18 protein-coding genes are annotated in these 18,872 nt (G+C 65.5%); 10 read left to right on the top strand and 8 right to left on the bottom strand.

Annotation, left to right across the window (positions count from 1 at the left end; genetic code table 11):
* Positions 1-6: 6 nt before the first annotated feature.
* Together K2Y56_RS09260 and K2Y56_RS09265 are read left to right on the top strand one after the other, a co-directional pair.
* Positions 7-591: a cytochrome b gene (locus K2Y56_RS09260; protein ID WP_292507084.1), complete on the top strand. Its 585-nt coding sequence runs from the start codon at positions 7-9 to the stop codon at positions 589-591.
* Positions 588-1,142 (top strand): YceI family protein, encoded by a 555-nt coding sequence (locus K2Y56_RS09265; protein ID WP_292507085.1) that lies wholly within the window; start codon positions 588-590, stop codon positions 1,140-1,142. The genes K2Y56_RS09260 and K2Y56_RS09265 overlap by 4 nt, the downstream gene beginning before the upstream one ends.
* Positions 1,143-1,149: 7 nt before the next feature.
* Here the strand turns inward: K2Y56_RS09265 and K2Y56_RS09270 are convergent, their stop codons facing one another.
* The 4 genes from K2Y56_RS09270 to K2Y56_RS09285 form a co-directional block, all read right to left on the bottom strand.
* Entirely contained in the window at positions 1,150-1,401 is a 252-nt protein-coding gene (locus tag K2Y56_RS09270) for a hypothetical protein (RefSeq protein WP_292507086.1), read from the bottom strand.
* Positions 1,402-1,490: 89 nt separating this feature from the next.
* Positions 1,491-1,970 carry a 30S ribosomal protein S9 gene (rpsI, locus tag K2Y56_RS09275; RefSeq protein WP_292507087.1) on the bottom strand — a complete coding sequence of 160 codons (480 nt, stop codon included), beginning with the start codon at positions 1,968-1,970 and terminating at the stop codon, positions 1,491-1,493.
* A 2-nt stretch (positions 1,971-1,972) separates the two neighbouring features.
* Complete coding sequence (rplM, locus tag K2Y56_RS09280) at positions 1,973-2,434, bottom strand: 50S ribosomal protein L13 (protein ID WP_292507088.1); 462 nt, start codon at positions 2,432-2,434, stop codon at positions 1,973-1,975.
* A gap of 240 nt (positions 2,435-2,674) precedes the next feature.
* The gene (locus tag K2Y56_RS09285; protein ID WP_292507089.1) at positions 2,675-3,319 is read right to left on the bottom strand and encodes an MBL fold metallo-hydrolase; all 645 of its coding nucleotides are present in this window, start codon (positions 3,317-3,319) and stop codon (positions 2,675-2,677) included.
* A 193-nt stretch (positions 3,320-3,512) separates the two neighbouring features.
* On the opposite strand from K2Y56_RS09285, the gene K2Y56_RS09290 reads away from it, so the two are divergent.
* Positions 3,513-5,147: an AarF/UbiB family protein gene (locus K2Y56_RS09290; protein ID WP_292507090.1), complete on the top strand. Its 1,635-nt coding sequence runs from the start codon at positions 3,513-3,515 to the stop codon at positions 5,145-5,147.
* A gap of 50 nt (positions 5,148-5,197) precedes the next feature.
* Here the strand turns inward: K2Y56_RS09290 and K2Y56_RS09295 are convergent, their stop codons facing one another.
* On the bottom strand, positions 5,198-5,497 hold the full coding sequence (locus K2Y56_RS09295; protein WP_292507091.1) for a HigA family addiction module antitoxin: 300 nt from the start codon (positions 5,495-5,497) through the stop codon (positions 5,198-5,200).
* A 62-nt stretch (positions 5,498-5,559) separates the two neighbouring features.
* Positions 5,560-5,841 (bottom strand): type II toxin-antitoxin system RelE/ParE family toxin, encoded by a 282-nt coding sequence (locus K2Y56_RS09300; protein ID WP_292507092.1) that lies wholly within the window; start codon positions 5,839-5,841, stop codon positions 5,560-5,562.
* Between the two features lie 246 nt (positions 5,842-6,087).
* Between K2Y56_RS09300 and K2Y56_RS09305 the strand changes: the two genes are divergently transcribed.
* On the top strand, positions 6,088-9,219 hold the full coding sequence (locus tag K2Y56_RS09305; protein WP_292507093.1) for a transglycosylase domain-containing protein: 3,132 nt from the start codon (positions 6,088-6,090) through the stop codon (positions 9,217-9,219).
* 30 nt (positions 9,220-9,249) lie between these two features.
* On the top strand, positions 9,250-10,284 hold the full coding sequence (locus tag K2Y56_RS09310) for a hypothetical protein (RefSeq protein ID WP_292507094.1): 1,035 nt from the start codon (positions 9,250-9,252) through the stop codon (positions 10,282-10,284).
* Between the two features lie 18 nt (positions 10,285-10,302).
* Here K2Y56_RS09310 and K2Y56_RS09315 read toward each other — a convergent pair whose 3' ends face one another.
* Positions 10,303-10,521, bottom strand: coding sequence for a hypothetical protein (locus K2Y56_RS09315; RefSeq protein WP_292507095.1), 219 nt, complete (start codon positions 10,519-10,521; stop codon positions 10,303-10,305).
* A 225-nt stretch (positions 10,522-10,746) separates the two neighbouring features.
* Here K2Y56_RS09315 and K2Y56_RS09320 point away from each other — a divergent pair, with 225 nt between their 5' ends.
* Together K2Y56_RS09320 and K2Y56_RS09325 are read left to right on the top strand one after the other, a co-directional pair.
* Positions 10,747-10,989 carry a hypothetical protein gene (locus K2Y56_RS09320; protein ID WP_292507096.1) on the top strand — a complete coding sequence of 81 codons (243 nt, stop codon included), beginning with the start codon at positions 10,747-10,749 and terminating at the stop codon, positions 10,987-10,989.
* Between the two features lie 144 nt (positions 10,990-11,133).
* Complete coding sequence (locus K2Y56_RS09325; RefSeq protein ID WP_292507097.1) at positions 11,134-11,934, top strand: Crp/Fnr family transcriptional regulator; 801 nt, start codon at positions 11,134-11,136, stop codon at positions 11,932-11,934.
* 57 nt (positions 11,935-11,991) lie between these two features.
* Here the strand turns inward: K2Y56_RS09325 and K2Y56_RS09330 are convergent, their stop codons facing one another.
* Positions 11,992-13,473 (bottom strand): PAS domain-containing methyl-accepting chemotaxis protein, encoded by a 1,482-nt coding sequence (locus tag K2Y56_RS09330; RefSeq protein WP_292507098.1) that lies wholly within the window; start codon positions 13,471-13,473, stop codon positions 11,992-11,994.
* A 450-nt stretch (positions 13,474-13,923) separates the two neighbouring features.
* Between K2Y56_RS09330 and K2Y56_RS09335 the strand changes: the two genes are divergently transcribed.
* From K2Y56_RS09335 to K2Y56_RS09345, 3 genes are all read left to right on the top strand, one after another.
* Positions 13,924-14,151, top strand: coding sequence for a hypothetical protein (locus tag K2Y56_RS09335; RefSeq protein WP_292507099.1), 228 nt, complete (start codon positions 13,924-13,926; stop codon positions 14,149-14,151).
* A gap of 164 nt (positions 14,152-14,315) precedes the next feature.
* Entirely contained in the window at positions 14,316-17,264 is a 2,949-nt protein-coding gene (gene uvrA, locus K2Y56_RS09340; RefSeq protein WP_292507100.1) for an excinuclease ABC subunit UvrA, read from the top strand.
* A gap of 560 nt (positions 17,265-17,824) precedes the next feature.
* Positions 17,825-18,742 carry a transporter gene (locus tag K2Y56_RS09345; protein ID WP_292507133.1) on the top strand — a complete coding sequence of 306 codons (918 nt, stop codon included), beginning with the start codon at positions 17,825-17,827 and terminating at the stop codon, positions 18,740-18,742.
* Positions 18,743-18,872: the final 130 nt, after the last annotated feature.

Consider the following 18,872-nt stretch of genomic DNA (forward strand, 5'->3'; position numbering starts at 1 on the left):
CGATCGATGCCGAGTGCACGGCGCTATTCCCTCGTCGCCATCGTCCTGCACTGGCTGAGTGCGCTCGGTATCCTGGCGCTCGTCGCCATGGGGCTCGCCATGACGCAGCTCGAACTCGCTCCGATGCGCAAGTTCGAGCTTTACCAGTGGCACAAATCCCTCGGGATCACGGTGCTGCTGCTCACCCTTCTGTGCCTCGGCTGGCGGCTCCTTCGACCGCCGCCGGCCCTGCCGCCCGGGATGACGAAGGTCGAGCGCCGGGCGGCCAATGGCGCGCACATCCTGCTCTACGGGCTGCTGATCGGCATGCCGCTCACCGGGTGGGCCGTGGTCTCGGCCTCGCCCTTCAATATCCCGACCCTGCTCTATGGAACGATCCCGTGGCCGCACCTGCCGGTGATCGCGACGCTTGTCGACAAGGCCAGTGCCGAGAAGCTGCTGGCCGTGGTCCATGCGGGCGGCGCCTGGATCCTGATCGCGCTGCTCATGCTGCATGTCGGCGCGGCTCTGCGCCACCACTTCATCCTGCGCGACGATACCCTGCGGCGGATGCTTCCCCTCGTCGCCCGACGCCCTGGAGCCGTTCGATGATCCTTGCTCGCCTCGGCCTCGCCGCGTGCCTCCTCCTGCCATTCACGGCCGAGGCGGCGGATTGGGCCATCGCTCCATCGAAAAGCCGGATCGGCTTCTCGGGGGTGCAGGTCGGCGCTCCGTTCAGCGGCCGGTTCACCCGCTTCGAAGGGCAGATCAGCTTCGATCCGGATAAGCCCGAGGCTGGCCGCGCCGTGATCCTCATCGATCTCGCCAGCGCGCAGACCGGCGACGCTCAGCGCGACAGCGCCCTGCCTCAGGCCGAATGGTTCGACGCCAAGACGAACCCGAAGGCCCGCTTCGAGGCGACGCGCTTCGTACACAAGGGTAACGACGCCTATGAGGCGTCGGGTACCCTGACGATCCGCGGAATCGCCAAGGACGTCATCCTGCCCTTCCGGCTGGCGCGCGACGGGAACATCGCCCGCGCTACCGGCCATCTCGACCTCGTGCGGAGCCAGTTCGGCGTCGGACAGGGTGCATGGGCCACGGGCCAGTGGGTCGGCCTGGAGGTCGGCGTCGACATCGACGTCACAGCGACGGCGCGCTGAGGCGGCTTCAGCCCTCCAGCTCGCCCCAGCTCGGCTTCCACACCCCTTGCGGGTCCATCACGACGATCTCCAGCCCGCCGGTATTGGCGATGTGGACGGCGATGCCGAAGGCCTGGGCGATCGGCAGCTCGCCGGTCGTGCTGAAGGTTTTGCCGTCGGCGAGCTTGACCTCCCCCACCACGTCCGATCCCGAACGCGCGAGGCTCAACGTCACCGCCGTGACCACGGGCGCGACGACGCGCCGGAACCTGTTGGCCATTCTGCGATCTCCCGCACACGAAACGTTTCAAACGAAAAGGGCGGGCCCTCGCGGACCCGCCCATCTGAATGGCCTGAGGCCAATGGCTTTTAGCGCTTCGAGAACTGGAAGCTGCGGCGGGCCTTCTTGCGGCCGTACTTCTTGCGCTCGACGACGCGGGCGTCGCGGGTGAGGAAGCCCTCGCGCTTGAGCGGCGCCCGAAGCTCGGGCTCGTAGTAGGTCAGGGCCTTCGACAGACCGTGGCGCACCGCGCCGGCCTGGCCGGAGAGACCGCCGCCATGGACGCTGACCATGATGTCGTACTGGTCGACGCGGTTGGCGATCTGCAGCGGCTGGCGCAGGATCATGCGCAGCACCGGACGGGCGAAGTAGACTTCGATCGTGCGGCCGTTGACGACGACCTGGCCGGTACCGGGCTTGATCCAAACGCGGGCGACCGCGTCCTTGCGCTTGCCCGTGGCATAGGCACGGCCCTGCGCATCGAGCTTCTGCACATGGACGGGCGCCGCATTCTCGGGCGATTCGACGTTCGACCGGTTGAGGTCGGCGAGGGACTGGAGGGTCGCCATGATCAAGCGCTCACGTTCTTGCGGTTGAGGCTGCCGACGTCGAGCGCCTGCGGCTGCTGGGCGGTGTGGGGATGCTCGGTGCCCTTGTAGACCCGGAGGTTGCCCATGATCTGGCGGAAGAGCGGGCCGCGCGGCAGCATGCGCTCGACGGCCTTCTCGACGACGCGCTCGGGGAACCGGCCGTCCAAGATGTACTTGGCAGTCCGCTCCTTGATGCCGCCCGGATAGCCGGTGTGGTGGTAGTACACCTTCTGCTCACGCTTGCGGCCGGTGAACTTCACTTTCTCGGCGTTGATGACGATGACGTTGTCGCCGCAATCGACGTGGGGCGTGTAGGCGGGCTTGTGCTTGCCGCGCAAACGCATGGCGACGATGGAGGCGAGCCGGCCGACGACCAGGCCCTCCGCATCGACGACGATCCACTTCTTGTCGACGTCGGCGGGTTTCAGCGAAGTAGTGCTCATCGCGCTGCTCATCCCGTGGCGTTCCGTATGATCGAATCAACAAAATGATGCGCCGCCGCGTTCAGGACGCGACGGCGTTAGGCGGTGAATAAAAGCGGGCGCGTCCGGCGTCAAGTGCATTTCGGCGGACGAAACGGGCAAAAATCCAATTAACTGAGGGGGTTCGGTATTGCGGTATCAAGATACCGCAATACCGACATGAACTTGTCCCTCCCGCAGATCTGGACGCCGGTCATCCGGTTATGTCTGCAGGAAGGGGTTCGTCAGCCTCTCCTCGCCGAGCGTCCCCGTCGGGCCATGACCGGGGATGAAGGCGACGTCGTCGCCGAGAGGCAGGACCTTCTCCTTGATCGCGCGGATGAGTTGGTCGTGGTTGCCGCCGGGAAGATCGGTGCGGCCGACCGAACCCTTGAACACCACGTCGCCGACGAGGGCGAAGCGCGCGTCGCGGCTCACGAACACCACGCTGCCCGGCGAGTGGCCGGGAGCGTGAAGGATGTCGAACACGAGGCCCCCGACCTCGACGGCGTCGCCATCCACGAGCCAGCGGTCCGGTGTGACGGAGCGCGCGCCTTCGAGGCCGTAATTGGCTCCAGTCTCGGGCAGGCTGTCGAGGAGGTAGCGGTCGGCCTCGTGCGGGCCTTCGATCGGCACGCCGAGCCGCTCGCGCAGCTCTTCGGCCCCGCCGGCATGGTCGATATGGCCGTGGGTCAACAGGATCTTCTCGATCCTGATGCCCTGGTCGGCGATCGCTGCCTCGATCCGGTCGAGGTCGCCGCCGGGATCGACTACGGCGCCGACCTTGGTCTCGTCTGACCAGATCAGGGTGCAGTTCTGCTGAAAGGGTGTCACCGGGATGATTCCGGCACGGGGCGTTCCAGGCATCGGGACCGTTTTTGAAAGCGGCGCGGTATCGCGCGGGAGCGGTGAGCTCTAGCGCGCTGGGCGCGAAGGTGCGACTCCCCGCGCCGGGCACAGCGGCTCCGCTCGCCAAATTTCGGCCTCGCAGTCAAACTACTGAGGCTTGGCCTTAAAATCTTCCCGATCTTCACGCCACCCGGGGCAGCCCCTTGCACACATGCTGAAAACCGCCTTCGTCGCCGCGCGCGACCGGCAGCGTCTCGGGGAGATTGCCGTCGTCCTCATCGGCTACGGCGTCAACAAGGCCGTCGACCGCCTCGGCCTTGCCACGGTCGCACGCTTCGCCAAGCGCAAGGCCCCGCAGGTCGACGTGACCCGCCTGTCGCAGCCGCAGAGAGTGCGGCGCGCGATCGAGGCCCTGGGGCCGACCTTCGTCAAGCTCGGCCAGATCCTGGCGAGCCGTCCCGACCTCCTGACGCCGGAATGGACCGAGGAACTCGAGAAGCTCCACAGCCAGGTCTCGCCGATCCCGTGGGAGAAGATCCGGCCGCAGCTCGAAGCCGATCTCGGCGCCTCGCCGCACGAGGTCTTCGCCGAGTTCGACACGACGCCGCTCGCCGCCGCCTCGATCGCCCAGGTCTACAAGGCGCGGCTGCAGACCGGCGAGGAGGTCATCGTCAAGGTCCTGCGCCCGGGCCTGCGCAAGATCATCGAGGCGGACCTGCGGCTCCTCGCCCACGCGACTCGCATCGTCGTCGACGAATGGCCCGAATTCGCCCGCTACCAGCCGCACGAGCAGATGCGCCACCTCTCGGGGGGACTCTACGGCGAGCTCGACCTCGTCAACGAGGCGCGCAATTGCGAGACCATCGCGGCGATCTTCTCCGACCGCGACGACATCGTCATCCCGAAGATCCATTGGGAATGGACCTCCGAGCGCGTCCTCGTACAGGAGTTCATCCACGGCATCCCGCCCAACGACCACGCCCGTCTCGATGCGGCCGGTGTCGACAAGGTGGCGGTCGCCCAGAAGGGCACCGACGCCTTCCTCAACATGACCCTGATCGAGGGCGTGTTCCACGCCGACCCGCATCCGGGCAACATGCTGATCCTGGAGGGCAACAGGATCGGCTTCATCGATTTCGGGATCATCGGGCGCCTGTCCGGACGGCGGCGAACCCAGCTCCTGATGCTGATCGGCGCCATGCTCAAGGAGGATGCCGACGGCCTCATGGCGGTGCTCCTCGACTGGACCGGATCGAGCAACCCGGATCTGACCAAGCTCGAGACCTCCTCCCAGGCCTTCATCACCCGCCATGCCGGCGCGGTGCTCAACTTCGCGGACCTCCTCACCGACTTCATGACCATGGCCCGCGAGAACGACCTCGCGATGCCCACCGACCTCGCGATCCTGTTCAAGGGCCTCGTCACGGCGGACGGCGTGATGCGCCACCTCGACCCGAAATTCGATCTCTTCACCGCGGCCGGACCCACGGTGAAGAGCAAGCTCGCCTCGCAATTCTCGATCAAGGGCATCACCCGCAAGGTCGAGGCGGTGGGCGCGGGCCTATTCGGCGCCGCCTCCGAACTGCCGACCCTGATCCACCTCATGCTGGTGCGGCTGAAGCAGGGCCGCGTCACCGTCGAGATCGAGGTGAAGGGGATCGACAAGCTGACCCGGGGCATCGAGCGCGCCGCCGCCCGCGTCGCCGTCGCCCTCATCGTCGCCGCCTTCGCGACGCAGCTCGCGCCGCGCTTCATGGACCTCGGCACGCCTGCCTTCGTGACGGTCGGCTTCGGCGTCTTCGTCATCGGGATCGGCTGGCTGGTACTGCTGGGGCGGAATAAGTAGGCGATTCGGGCTCTTGCGCGGGGTCGAACGGCTAGAAGTCCACCGATCCGCTATTGCGTCGGCACCGTCTGCAATTCCGGACTGCGGATTGTCGAGTAGTCGCCGGTCGCGCGCGCCCTGGACAGGTCGTGCGCGTTCTGGAGGTTGAGCCAGAACTGAGCCGACGTGCCGAACCGGACACCGAGCCGGATCGCGGTGTCGGCCGTCATTCCCCGTCGCTCGCGGATGATGTCCGACAACCGGTTGGAGGGCACGCCGATCTCCGCCGCCACCCGCCGGGCGCTGAGGCCGAGCGGCTTCATGTAGTCCTCCAGAAGGACTGCACCGGGATGGGTACGAACGCGTGGCATCTCCGATCTCCTTGTTATCGCTGTAGGTTTTGGTGCCTGATCAAGAGGTGAAGCATCACGCCTTAGTGGTAGTCGAGGATTCCGACGTCCTCCGGACCCTGCGCGGTCCATCGGAAGCAAATACGCCACTGATCGTTGATCTGGATGCTGTACATCCCCGCGCGGTCGCCTCTGAGAAGCTCGAGGCGATTTGCAGGTGGCGAGCGAAGATCGTCCAAGTCCGTGGCGGCGTCGAGAAGATCGAGCTTTCGCCCGGCGACGGCTTCGAATGAGTGCCATTGCCGATGACATTCGCCATCCTCGAAAAACGCCTTGGTGCGCTTGTCTGCGAAGCTCTGAATCATGATCGTGCTACGTGATACGCTTCACGTAACAACTCGCATTGGGGGGCCAAGGGACTGATGAGGGGCCTCCTTCGGTTATTCCATATATGAAGGAGTGGCCGCGTATCATGCGCGACAGGATTCAGGCCGCCGGACGTCGCCGGGTACGCGTGCGATCTTAAAACAGCCGCCTTGTGCATCGCATATTCATCCTCTCAGGCGCACGGTCCCGGCGCCTCCTGACAGGCCTGGTCCCGCGCGCCCTCGATGAACATCATTCTGATCAAGCTGTTCGCGACGGCCCTGACGCTGAGCCAGGTGACGACCCGGCCGGACGCCGTGAAGACGCAGTTCGACCCGGCGACTGACGGGCCGCAGGTGGTGCAGATCCTGCGCGACGGCTGCGCCCATATGCGCAAGGCCTTCGACATCGAGGACATCAACCTCGACGACCTCATCTCCACCGCCATGGAGGACCCCACCGCCGTGGCGGGAGCGGGGGCGCCCAAGCTCCTGCACGGGCTCGATATCGGGGAGCTCAACACGAGCTACCGGCAGTTCTGCAAGGGCGAGAGCCCGGCGAACTCGCCCTTCGACGCCGCGGCGGTCATCGCCTTCTACAACAAGGCTGCCGCCGACCTCCCGGCGGCCGAGACGTGGAAGGACCCCAAGCTCCCCGGCGTCAGCCTCATCCTCGACCGGGCAGGCAAGCGCTTCTCGGAGACCTTCGAGCCGAACGGTCGCCGCCTCGTCGTGCCCATCGCCACCGTCCCCGTGCGCGTTCAGAAGGCCTTCGTCGCCGCCGAGGACAAGCGCTTCGAGACCCATAAGGGCATCGACGAGCGCGGCGTCATCCGCGCCTTCATCGGCAATCTCGCCTCGCCGGGGCGCCCGGCCGGCGGTTCGACCATCACCCAGCAGGTGGTCAAGAACCTCATGGTGGGCGACGACGTCACCTACGAGCGCAAGATCCGCGAGATGATCGTGGCGGCACGCCTCGAGCGCATCCTCTCCAAGCCCGAGATCCTCGGGCTCTACCTCAACGCGATCTATCTCGGCCGCGGCGCCTACGGCATCGAGATGGCGGCGCGCAGCTATTTCGGCAAATCGGTGGGCCAGCTCAGCCTCACCGAGGCGGCCCTCCTCGCCGGAATGCCCAAGGGGCCGAATTACTACAGCCCCGACAAGTACCCCGACCGCGCCCGCGAGCGCCGCGCCTATGTGCTGGCCCGGATGAAGGACGAGGGCGTCATCACCGAGGCCGAGCTGACCCAGGCCGCCAACGCGCCGCTGGGCCTGGTGACGCCCGAGGCGAGCCGGCGCGATTCGGGCTTCTACGTCGTCGATTACCTCGCCCGCGAGGCGCGCACCTTCGCGGGCCTCGAATCCCTCACCGCCGCCTCCTACACGCTGCGCTCGACCATCAATGCCGGCCTGCAACGGGCGGCCGAGACGGCATTGCAGGATGGGCTTTCGGCCTACGAGCGCAGCACTGGGCGACAGGCCTACGAGGGGCCGGAATTCAACCTCGCCGAGGCGATCCGCAAGCTCGAAGGTGGTCCCGCGCCGGTGCCCGCGTCGCCGGCCGCGCCCGGGCCGAAACCCGCGGAGCCGTCCCAGCCCGCGCTGGTCAACGGCGTGCCGCTCCTCGTCGGCGGCGAAGCCAGGACCGCGACGATGACGCCGTCGCCGAAGCCGGTCGAGGTCGCCAAACCCGCCGAGGAGAAGACTGCCGCGAAGCCCGTGGAGGCGAAGGCGACCGTCCGCGCCAAGGCCGGCGATCCGAAAGTACCGGCCGAGAAACCGACTTGGCTTCGTGCCTTGCAGGCCGCTCGCCCGGTTCTCTACGACGTCCACTGGCCCCTGGCGGTGGTGCTCGATAACGGACGCAACGGCGTGAAGGTCGGGCTTGCCGACGGGCGCATCGCCAGCCTCGATCCCGGCCCGGCGCGGGGGCGGCTCCAGACCTACGACGTGGTCCGGGTCAAGCTGCGCGACGCCAAGGCCAAGACGCCGCGTGCCGAGATCCGGGTCCGCCCCGTCGTACAGGGCGCAGCCCTGGTCCTGGAGAACCGCACCGGCGCGATCCTCGCCATGGCGGGCGGCTTCTCCTATCCGGTGAGCCAGCTCAACCGGGTGACGCAGACCGTGCGCCAGCCGGGCTCGACCCTGAAGCCCCTCACCTATCTCGCCGCGCTGAACGCAGGGCTCCAGCCCAACACCCTCATTCTCGACACCGCCGTCACCCTCCCGCCGATCGGAGGCGCCGGCGATTCCTGGAGCCCGAAGAACTACGATGGCGGCGGCTCGGGCGTGACGACCCTGCGCCGCGGCCTCGAATTCTCGAAGAACCTCGTCACCGCTCGGCTGCTTCAGGGCGGCATCGCGCCGACGGCGCCCGCGAGCCTGCAGCGGATTTGTGACCTCGCCCTCGAAGCGCAGCTTTATGCGGAGTGCGAGCGCTACTATCCCTTCGTGCTGGGCTCGCAGCCGGTGCGGATGCTCGATCTCGCCGCCTTCTACGCTGCCATCGCCAATGAGGGTGCGAGGCCCGCGCCTCACGTGCTCGAAGGCGTCGAGCGCGACGGCAAGGCCCTCTACCAGCGCGGCCTGCGCGAGCCGGCGCGGATCGGATCGGCCGACCGCGTCGCCTTCTACCAGCTCAAGACCATGCTTCAGGGGGTGACCCATCATGGCACCGCCGCGGCCCTGGCTCGTATCTCCGGCATGGTGGCGGGCAAGACTGGTACCTCCGAGAACGAGAACGACGCCTGGTTCGCCGGGTTCTCCAACGAGGTCACCGTCGTCGTTTGGATCGGCTACGACAATGCCGACGGGACCCGGCGGACCCTGGGCCGCGGCCAGACCGGCGGCCATGTGGCGGTGCCGATCGCCGGCAGCATCTTCCAGGCTGCCTGGGCCAACGGCGTGTCCAAGAGCCCCTTGGCGCCGCCCAGCACGGAGGCCCGTCCCTATCTCGTCGACCTGCCGATCGATCCGCGCTCCGGCGAGCGGATCTCAGATGGCGGGTTCATGGAGCATTTCCGGCTCAAGGACGGACGCATGGCCGATACCCGCACGCGGCTCCTGCCCGGCGAGACCCGAACCGCAATGCGGCCGGATGCCGAGGACGGCGATCTTGAGGGCGTCGACCCCGATACGGAATCCCGGACAGACCCCGATCTCGACATCCTCGATACGCTCAGGCGCCGACGCGCCGAGGTCGAACCGCTCGACCCCTTCGGCGGCCGAGGCTCGGTTCAACGTGGCCGGCGCGACGCCGACGTCTACCAGCCCTGGCCGGGCGCCCAGCGCTCGCCCTTCGGCGACGAGGAGAGCTATCCGCGCGCGCGCCGCCGGGATCCGGACTATCTCTTCGGCGACGACCCGCGCTACTGAGCGCCCTTCCCCACCATCGAAGGCACAGACGTGCAAACGCAGATTCCGGCGACCCTTCTTCTCGGCCTCGTTCTGGCCACGCCTGCCGCCGCGCAGACCCCTGCCGCGCTCACCGAGCGGGTCAAGGACGTGCCGTCGATCACGGCGGCCGGGCTCTCCAGCCTCAAGCCCGGGACGATCCTGTTCACCGACCACCGCGATAACCCGTCGAACCCGGAAAGCGGCCTGATTCCCTATCTCGATTGGGGCAAGGCGCGACCGGCCGAGCGCGCGGCCCTGGCGCCCTATGCCAGCTACGCCGAGCCCGACTACACCATCACGGTCAACGGCGTGTCGAAGCCGCGCCACGAGACCCTCAAGGTCTATGTCGCGCAGGGGCGGTTCGTGTTGCCGAAAGCCCCTGGGGCCGTCGACCTCTCGTCCTACGCGACGCTCGCCTTCGTCGCGAAGATGGATCCGGTGATCAAGCACAAGGCGCTCACCCCTGCCGACGTCACCCCGACCAAAGACCCGGCCGCGGCCTTCGCCAAGCGCCCCGACCGCCCCTGGTGCGATGCCGGCACCGTCTGCATCGAGTCCCGCTACGATCTCGAGGGCAAGCTACCGCTGGGCGTCAAGCTCGCCAACAAGCTCGAGGATGGCGCGACCAAGAAGGTCGCCGAGTTCGTTTCGTTCCAGAGCGAACTACGAACCCTTCCCGCCGCCGAAGCGGCCGGATTGTCGGCCCTCACGGGCATCGAGACGCCGGTGACCGGCGGGCTCGAACAGACGATCTTCTGGGTCAACCAGATCCTGCGTTTCGGCAAGTTCCTGGCGGTGGTCCAGCCGCTGCCGGGCGACGCGGGCAAGAGCGTCGTCACCACCTACATGGCGCTGGCGATCAAGGCGGATGTGCTCGAGCGCAAGCAGGAATATGCCCGCGTGCCGGTGCTCAAGAACCTGCTGCCGGCGCAGGTGCTGATGGGCAACTCGTCCTTCAACACCGGCACCTCGATCAGCGCCGGCCTTCCGGTCTATGCCCGCAACCGCTTGGCTGCCTTCGCCGAGGCGCTGGCCAAGAACTAAGTCCCGGAAAGAACCGATTTAGTTCCCGCGGAACATGATCGATGGCAGGCTCGGCGCCGTGTACTGGCGGTTGACGTCGCGGCGGGTCTGGGTGCCGTTGGTGTTGCTCGACTGCTTGTAATTGCTCGCGTCGAAGGTTTCCGAGAAGGCGCTGCGCCCGCTCGGGCCGGTATCGGCGCTGTTGCAGGCGGCAAGGCCGCCGCACAGGGCGGCGACGAGGAGGAGGCGCAGTCGCATGACGGTAATTCCCGGCTGATCCGTTCCTCGCCGTGGTGGTGCCGCTTGGTACCCGCCGTCAACGCATGATGAACGAGGCGTCGACGGTTCCTGCGCAAGTGATGTCGCCCGGCCACGCAAAAAGAGACCAAACCACGACATCGCCGAACCGAACTGGCAGTATTCGTTGGACAGGAAGCGCTCGCCGTCTGGCGTTCTGTCCGGATTTGCGTGCAGATGGACGCAATGAGCAACGTTCTTCAATTCCGGCGTCCAACGCCCGCCGTCGCAGAGACCGACGTCGTAGCTGTCGCAGACGATCTGTTCGGGCTCCTGGACCAACTCCAGGCCCTTAGCGCCCGCGCGGCACTTATGGGGCGTCCAACCCGCGAGGTCGAGCGGACGGTTCAGAACCTGCTCGATGCCGTGACCGCAGTGGAACGTGCCCTCGATTGCCTAGGCGAGGGCGAAGAGGCGGGACAGGGCTGAACCGCCGGACGGCCTAATCCGAACGCACCATGAGGATGGCTGAATTCTTTCAGCCATTGTCTACAATAAGACTGACGGACCGCAGGCTCTGCAGTAGATCGGAGGTCATCCCTGGCCGTCTCTCATCCGATCATTCCCATCCTCATGTCCACGATTTCCCGCTTCGCCTCCGATCATGTGCCGTTCGAAGGCAACCTCCTCCTGAGGTCACTACGCGAGGATGACCGTGCCCTGATCGTCCCTCATCTCGAGGTCCGCACCTGCGAGCGCGGTGAGGTGCTGTTCGCGGCGGGGGAGGAGGTCTCGTCGATCTCGTTTCCCTGCGATCAGGCGGTGGTGACCCTGATCGTCGCCATGCGCGACGGGCGCAGCGCCGAGACGGCCACGATCGGCCGCGAGGGCGCCGTCGGCGGCGTCGTCAGTGCCGGTTGCCTCCCCGCCTCCACTTCAGCCGTGATCCAGATACCCGGCAGGGTCCTGCGCATCGATGCGGTCAAGCTGCAGGAGGCGAAGCGACGCTCCCCCGCGGTCGCCAACCTGTTCACCCGCTACGCCGACTGCCTCCTCGCCCAGGTCCTTCAATCCGTCGCCTGCAATGCCCTACATCCGATCGAGGGGCGTTGCCTGCGCTGGCTCCTGACCCTGCAGGACAGGATCGGCACTCCGGTCCTGCCGGTGACCCATGAGTTGCTGGCCGCGATGCTCGGCGTCCAGAGGACCTACCTGACCCGCATCCTCCGCAGTCTGCAGCAGCAGGGCCTGATCGAGGTCGGGCGCGGCCGAATCACCATCCTGAATCGCCCGGCCGTGGCTGAAGTAGCCTGCGAATGTCACGGCGTCGTGGTGCGGCATTACGAGGATGTGCTTGGGGCGGTCTACGGCTCGTCAGGACGGCTTATTGCCGTAGGTCCGCCTAACGAAGCCACCGCCTCGGCTGGGCTTTGATCCTGACCGACGTTCGTTTCGTCCCTGCCGCCCGCGTCCGATCGGCCGGCTTTGCCTTCAGTGAGCCAAGACGCGGACCGCTTCCTTGGTGACCGAGATCGCCTGCGAGACGCTGCAGACCGAGCCGGAGATGCCGCGGATGTTACGCGCGATGTCCGACACGGCCCCCGCAGCCACCTGCATGTTCTGGGACATGTCCTGCGTGACTACGCTCTGTTCCTCGACCGCTGCTGCGGTCGCCACCACGTGGCCCTGCATCGTCTCGACGGCTGCCCCGATCGTTCCGAGCGCCCCAACAACCTGCTTGGCAAGGGTCTGCACGCTATCGATCTCGCCTGAGATCTGCTGCGTCGCCTGCGCTGCCTGGTTCGCGAGGTTTTTCACCTCCTGCGCCACCACCGCAAAACCTCGTCCGGCATCGCCGGCCCGCGCCGATTCGATGGTAGCGTTGAGCGCCAGCAGGTTGATCTGTCCGGCGATGGTCTGGATCAACCCGACGATGCCCCCCATGGCGGCGGCGGCTTGGGAGAGTTCATGCGTGAACTGCCCGGCGGCATGGACCTGGGCGTTGGCATCATCGGTCGCCGACCGGGACTTGGACATGCTCTGAGAAATCTCGCTGACCGAGGCCGCGAGCTCCTCGGCGGCCGCCGCCATGGTCTGCACGTTCATCGCCGTCGATTCCGCTGCGCCGGAGGCGGCCAATGATTCCTCGTTGGAGCGGGCGATGGCACCGTCGATATCGCCGAAGTTCTTCTCGACCAGGCGTTGCAGGTCCGTCAGCAGCTTGACCTGTGCAGTAACGTCGGTCGCGAACTTGACGACCTTATAGGGACGTCCCTTCGCATCCAGGATTGGATTGTAGGAGGCTTCGATCCAGACCTCCCGTCCATCTTTGCTGAGGCGCTTGAACTGGCCGGCCTGGAACTCTCCGCGGCGTAGCGCAGCCCAGAATTCCTCGTATTGGGTGCTCTCCCGCATCGACGGCTCGACGAACTGGCTGTGGTGGTGCCCTACGATCTCAGAAGATGCGTAGCCCAGGACGTTCAGAAAGTTGTCGTTCGCTTCCAGGATCTGGCCATCGAGATCGAAAGCGATGACTGCCTGCGACTTGCGGATTGCGTCGATCTGCCCCTGCAGGTCCGCGTCGCGCATCCGACGGGCAGTGACGTCGGTGGCGAGTTTCACGACTTTGACGGCCTTGCCGTTTCGGTCGAGCACAGGGTTGTAGGACGCCTCGATCCACACCTCCCGGCCATCCTTGCCCAGTCGCATGAACTCCCCGGCTTGGAAGCGCCCTGCGCGCAGGTTCGCCCAGAAATCCCGATACTCTGTGCTCGCTTTGTAGGTGGGATCGACGAAGAGGCTGTGATGTTGGTCCCGGATCTCGTCGAGACGATAGCCCATCCCTTCGAGGAAACGATCGTTCGCCGTCAGGATGACGCCGTCGAGATCGAACTCGATGATCCCGCTCGACCGCGACAGAGCCTCCAGCTTGGCTTGCGTCTCTCTCGACGAATTACCCCATCCCTGAATCATGACGTCACCTAGCCTTGATTGTCGAAACGCGCCTCTGAACGTATCCATCTCTCGTTTACGCGCAGCCGACGTCGCTTTTGGCGTTCTGAGAGAAAGTTTTGAACGCCGCGACAATGATCGATAGATCGTCTACAAAAGATTGCTGAACTAGAACCATTTTTTTGCCGAACGATTGCCATGCAGGGCGGCCCGTTCTTGTACCAGCAGTGTATAGATCGGTTGGCTTAATTCAGGTCTGTCGTCTTTTCTGGAGCGCTGTCAGATCGGCGCAGCTCGAAGCGATAAGTCCAGCCTTGCCACGCTCTCCCAAGCAAGGCTTCAGACGGTCCCACCCTGTCGTGAGGCCCACCTGCCTAATCCGCGTCGATGGTTCGGCTAGACAGAATGTCCTCGGAAAGCATGGCGGTGGAGGCTTAGGGCCGATGCCTTGCCGAGGTCGAAGCCCCATGGATGATCGGCGACACCGATACTCAGAACTCGCCGTTAGCCCTCTGCACGCTCCCCGATCCGCTCGATGGTCGACGGGGCTCGACCGCTAACGTGACGTTTCTCTGTCGGATTCTGCTGAAGCCTTCCGCCCGGTCCGTATCCGTGCTCGTGCGGGCGCGTTTGTTCGCCGGGATCGGTCCGCTCGTGATGTGGTTTTATAGGTTCTTCGGCCGAACGCTGGGCTGCTGAAGTCCCGGTACCCGATATTGCCGCTGTACGCTTTTTGTTCTAGCTGAAACGCTAGCGAGCCTGGCGTGTCCCTTGCCCGCGAACAGTTGCCGACCGACATGCTGCGGCGGTGAGCACAAGCCCTTCCCATCGGCCGATACGACAGCGAAGAGACCTGCGATCCCATGGCCAAAGCCAAAGCCGCTGCGAAACAGGCCGCGGAGATCGAGAAGCTTTTCGATGGCGCTCGAGATGCGCGCGTCATCTCCGTGCGCGGCGCCCGCGAGCACAATCTCAAGAATATCGACCTGACGATCCCGCGCGATCGCCTCGTCGTCTTCACGGGCCTGTCCGGTTCTGGCAAGTCCTCGCTCGCCTTCGACACGATCTACGCGGAGGGCCAGCGCCGCTACGTGGAATCGCTCTCGGCCTATGCCCGCCAGTTCCTCGAGATGATGTCGAAGCCCGATGTCGATCAGATCGACGGGCTATCGCCGGCGATCTCGATCGAGCAGAAGACCACGTCGAAGAACCCGCGTTCGACGGTCGGCACCGTGACCGAGATCTACGACTACATGCGCCTGCTCTGGGCGCGGATCGGCATCCCGTATTCTCCCGCCACCGGCCTGCCGATCGAAAGCCAGACCGTCAGCCAGATGGTCGACCGTGTACTGGCGCTGCCCGAGAAGACTAGGCTCTACCTGCTCGCGCCGGTGGTGCGCGGCCGCAAGGGCGAGTACCGCAAGGAGATCGCGGAGTTCCAGAAGAAGGGCTTCCAGCGCCTGCGGGTCGACGGCGAGTACTATCCGATCGACGAGGCGCCGAAGCTCGACAAGAAGCTCAAGCACGACATCGACGTGGTGGTCGACCGTATCGTCGTGCGCGCCGACATCGCCAGCCGGCTCGCCGATTCCTTCGAGACTGCGCTCGAACTCGCGGATGGGATCGCCCTGCTCGCCTTCGCCGATCCTGCAGACGGCGAGGAGATCACCTTCTCGTCCCGCTTCGCCTGCCCGGTCTCCGGCTTCACCATCGCGGAGATCGAGCCGCGCCTGTTTTCGTTCAACAATCCCTTCGGCGCCTGCCCAACCTGCGGCGGCATCGGACACGAGATGCGCATCGACCCCGAGCTCGTGATCTCGGACCCAAAGCTCAGCCTGAAGCGCGGTGCCGTCGGCCCTTGGGCGAAATCGACCTCGCCCTATTACGGCCAGACACTCGACGCGCTTGCCGAGCATTACGGCTTCAAGACGACGGTTGCCTGGTCGGCCCTGCCCGAGAGTGCCCGCCAGATCGTCCTCTACGGCTCGGGCCGGGATTCGATCCGGTTCGCCTATAATGACGGCCTGCGTGCCTATACGGTGAACAAACCGTTCGAAGGCGTGATTCCGAATCTCGAGCGCCGGTACAAGGAGACCGAGAGCGACGCCGCCCGCGAGGACATCTCGCGCTTCATGAGCGAGACGCCCTGTGCCGCTTGTGCCGGCAAGCGCCTCAAGCCGGAGGCGCTGGCAGTCAAGGTCACCATGCAGGATATCGGCGAGGTCACCTCTCTCGCGGTGAGAGAAGCGCATCGTTGGTTCTCCGAACTCTCGGGCAAGCTGACGGACAAGCAGAACGAGATCGCCGCGCGCATCCTCAAGGAGATCCGCGACCGCCTCACCTTCCTCGTCGATGTCGGGCTGGACTATCTCACCCTCGCCCGCGGCTCGGGATCGCTGTCAGGTGGCGAGAGTCAGCGCATCCGCCTCGCGTCGCAGATCGGCTCCGGACTGACGGGGGTTCTCTATGTCCTCGACGAGCCCTCGATCGGCCTGCACCAGCGCGACAACGAGCGCCTGCTCGGCACCCTCAAGCGCCTTCGCGACCTCGGCAACTCGGTCATCGTTGTCGAGCACGACGAAGATGCGATTCTGCAGGCCGATTACGTCGTCGATGTCGGGCCTGGAGCCGGCATCCATGGTGGCCGCATCATCGCCCAGGGGACACCCGCCGAGGTTTTGAAGAACCCCGCCTCGATCACCGCCAAGTACCTCACCGGCGAGATGAGCGTGCGCACGCCCACTGCGCGCCGCAAGGCCCTCAAGGGCCGGCTGACGCTGGCAGGCGCGCGCGGCAACAACCTCAAGGACGTCACCGCCCATATCCCGCTCGGCACCTTCACCTGCGTTTCCGGCGTCTCCGGCGGCGGTAAGTCCACCCTCATCATCGACACGCTCTACAAGGCGGTGGCCAAAAGCCTGAACGGGGCGATGGAGCACCCGGCGCCCTTCGACCGGCTGGAGGGGCTGGAGAACCTCGATAAGGTCATCGATATCGACCAGTCGCCGATCGGACGCACGCCGCGCTCGAACCCGGCGACCTATACGGGCGCATTCACGCCGATTCGCGATTGGTTCGCAGGCCTGCCCGAGGCGAAAGCGCGAGGCTACCAGGCGGGGCGGTTCTCGTTCAACGTCAAGGGCGGCCGCTGTGAAGCCTGTTCGGGCGATGGCGTCATCAAGATCGAGATGCACTTCCTTCCCGACGTCTACGTGACCTGCGACGTCTGCAAGGGACGCCGCTACGATCGCGAGACGCTCGAGGTGAAGTATCGCGACCGCTCAATCGCCGATGTCCTCGACATGACCGTCGAGGAGGCTGCCGACCTCTTCAAGGCGGTGCCTTCGATTCGCGAGAAGATGGAGACGCTGGCACGGGTCGGCCTCGGCTACGTCAAGGTCGGCCAGCAGGCGACGACTCTGTCGGGCGGCGAGGCGCAGCGGGTGAAGCTCTCGAAAGAACTCTCGAAACGCGCCACGGGGCGCACCCTCTATATCCTCGATGAGCCGACGACCGGCCTGCACTTCCACGACGTGGCGAAACTCATGGAGGTGCTCCACGAGCTCGTCGACCAAGGCAACACCGTGGTGGTGATCGAGCACAACCTCGAAGTCATCAAGACGGCCGATTGGGTCATCGACATGGGTCCCGAGGGCGGCGACGGCGGCGGCCGTGTCGTGGCCGAAGGCACCCCGGAGCAGATCGCGGCATCGAAGGCGAGCCATACGGGTCGGTTCCTGCGAGACGTGTTGGCCCGTCGGCCCCTCCTTGAGCCCCCACGGAAGGTTCGCGGCACCGCCCGGCGCGGATGACCGCGCTGCGTCCGCTCGAGTCCGGTGGCCTCTGATTCGGGCGGGATGAGCGGTTTTTCGCCTTTCAGGGCGTCGTCCGCGGCCAAGAGGTGCTTTCGCGACGCGAGGGGGACATGCCCGACCCTCCCGCCTGGTTTGCGCAATTCTCCCGCCTCGAGGCTTAGGCAAGCGATTGAAAGCTTTGTGGTATTCTGTCGAAGACCATATGCGGTACATTGCACAACATAGGTTGCGACTTCCTCTAGATCTTAACAAGACCTTTCACTGCAGTGCATCCAAATTGCGGCTTTTGCGCAACGGTCGATTTGGAACTGCCCCGCTGGCGAGCATCCCTCTGTCTTTCGGGGCGAACCTGTAGAATAGTTCCCAGCGTTGAGACGCGACTTGGGGCCGCAAATGGGGGGCCGCATGTCAGACCGACGATCACGTCGCGACCAAGCGGCGGACGTTCGGGCCGATATGCAAGGCTGCGTCGCGGACGCTACCTGAAATCCTTGGGAAGGACAGAGAAAATGTTGAAGAACTGACTCGCCGCAGGAGCGGTGGCGCTCTCCGTCGGCATGACGGCGACGGCGTCTTTCGCCCAGACGACCACTGTTCCTGGTGAGCAGGTCGGCTTGGCCACCGGCGCTCCGCTGCCGGAGGGCATCTACGCCCTGAACACCTTCGTCTACCGTATTAACGAGAACACCGGTCCGGGCAGCGTCGACGTCGGCGTCAACATTCCGGTGCTGGTCTGGTCGACGCCGCTGGTTCCGCTCGGCGGCCGTATCGAACTGCTCGTCGCTCCTATTACCGTCTTCGCCTTCGGCAAGAACGGTGGTCCGCAGGGCGCTCGTGACCTGTCCATCAACGTCGGCACCTTCGTCGGTGGTATCTGGGCCTTCGATCTCGGCGGCAATGTCGGCGTCAGCTTGCTCGGTGGTGTCTACCTCAACGAGCTGAACGGTGACCGCGGCGTTCTCGTGAACAACGCTGGCGCTCGCATCGGCTCGCCGGTACTTCCGCAGCTCGCGTCGAACACCTACCGCGCCGGCATCGCGATCAGCTACACTGGCGACGGCTATAACCTGACCGCCAACCTGACCGGCAACTTCTACGACTCGCCGGCCACCTTCGGCGGCAACAACTTCGCCGGGACCCGTGGTCCGTTCATCATCTCCGACTCGCTCAACCTTGACCTGACCGCGACCAAGAAGTTCGGCAAGTTCGAGATCGGCGCCATCGGCTACGGTACCGTCAACCTCGACACCAGCGCCCGCAGCCTCGCCTTCAACAACCGCGGCAACTTCTCGCTCGGCGGCCTCATCGGCTACGACTTCGGACCGTTCACGGCCCAGGTTTACGCTGCTCGTACCGTCGCGACCGCCGTTCGTCGCGGTGAGACCACCGAAGTCTGGGGCCGTCTGATCGTGCCGCTGTACTCGCCGACCCCGGTCGCCGCCGTCGCTCCGGCTCCGATCATCCGCAAGTACTGATACGGCCGACCGGAGCGCTAATCTGCTCCGGCTATTTCGAAAGCTCTCTCGCCGCCGGATCCTTCAGGGTCCGGCGGTTTTCGTTTGCGTGCTGCCCACCTTCGCCGAACAGAATCTTAATGCGTGTGAA

The organism is Methylobacterium sp. (genome assembly GCF_019745455.1).
Lineage (GTDB): Bacteria > Pseudomonadota > Alphaproteobacteria > Rhizobiales > Beijerinckiaceae > Methylobacterium.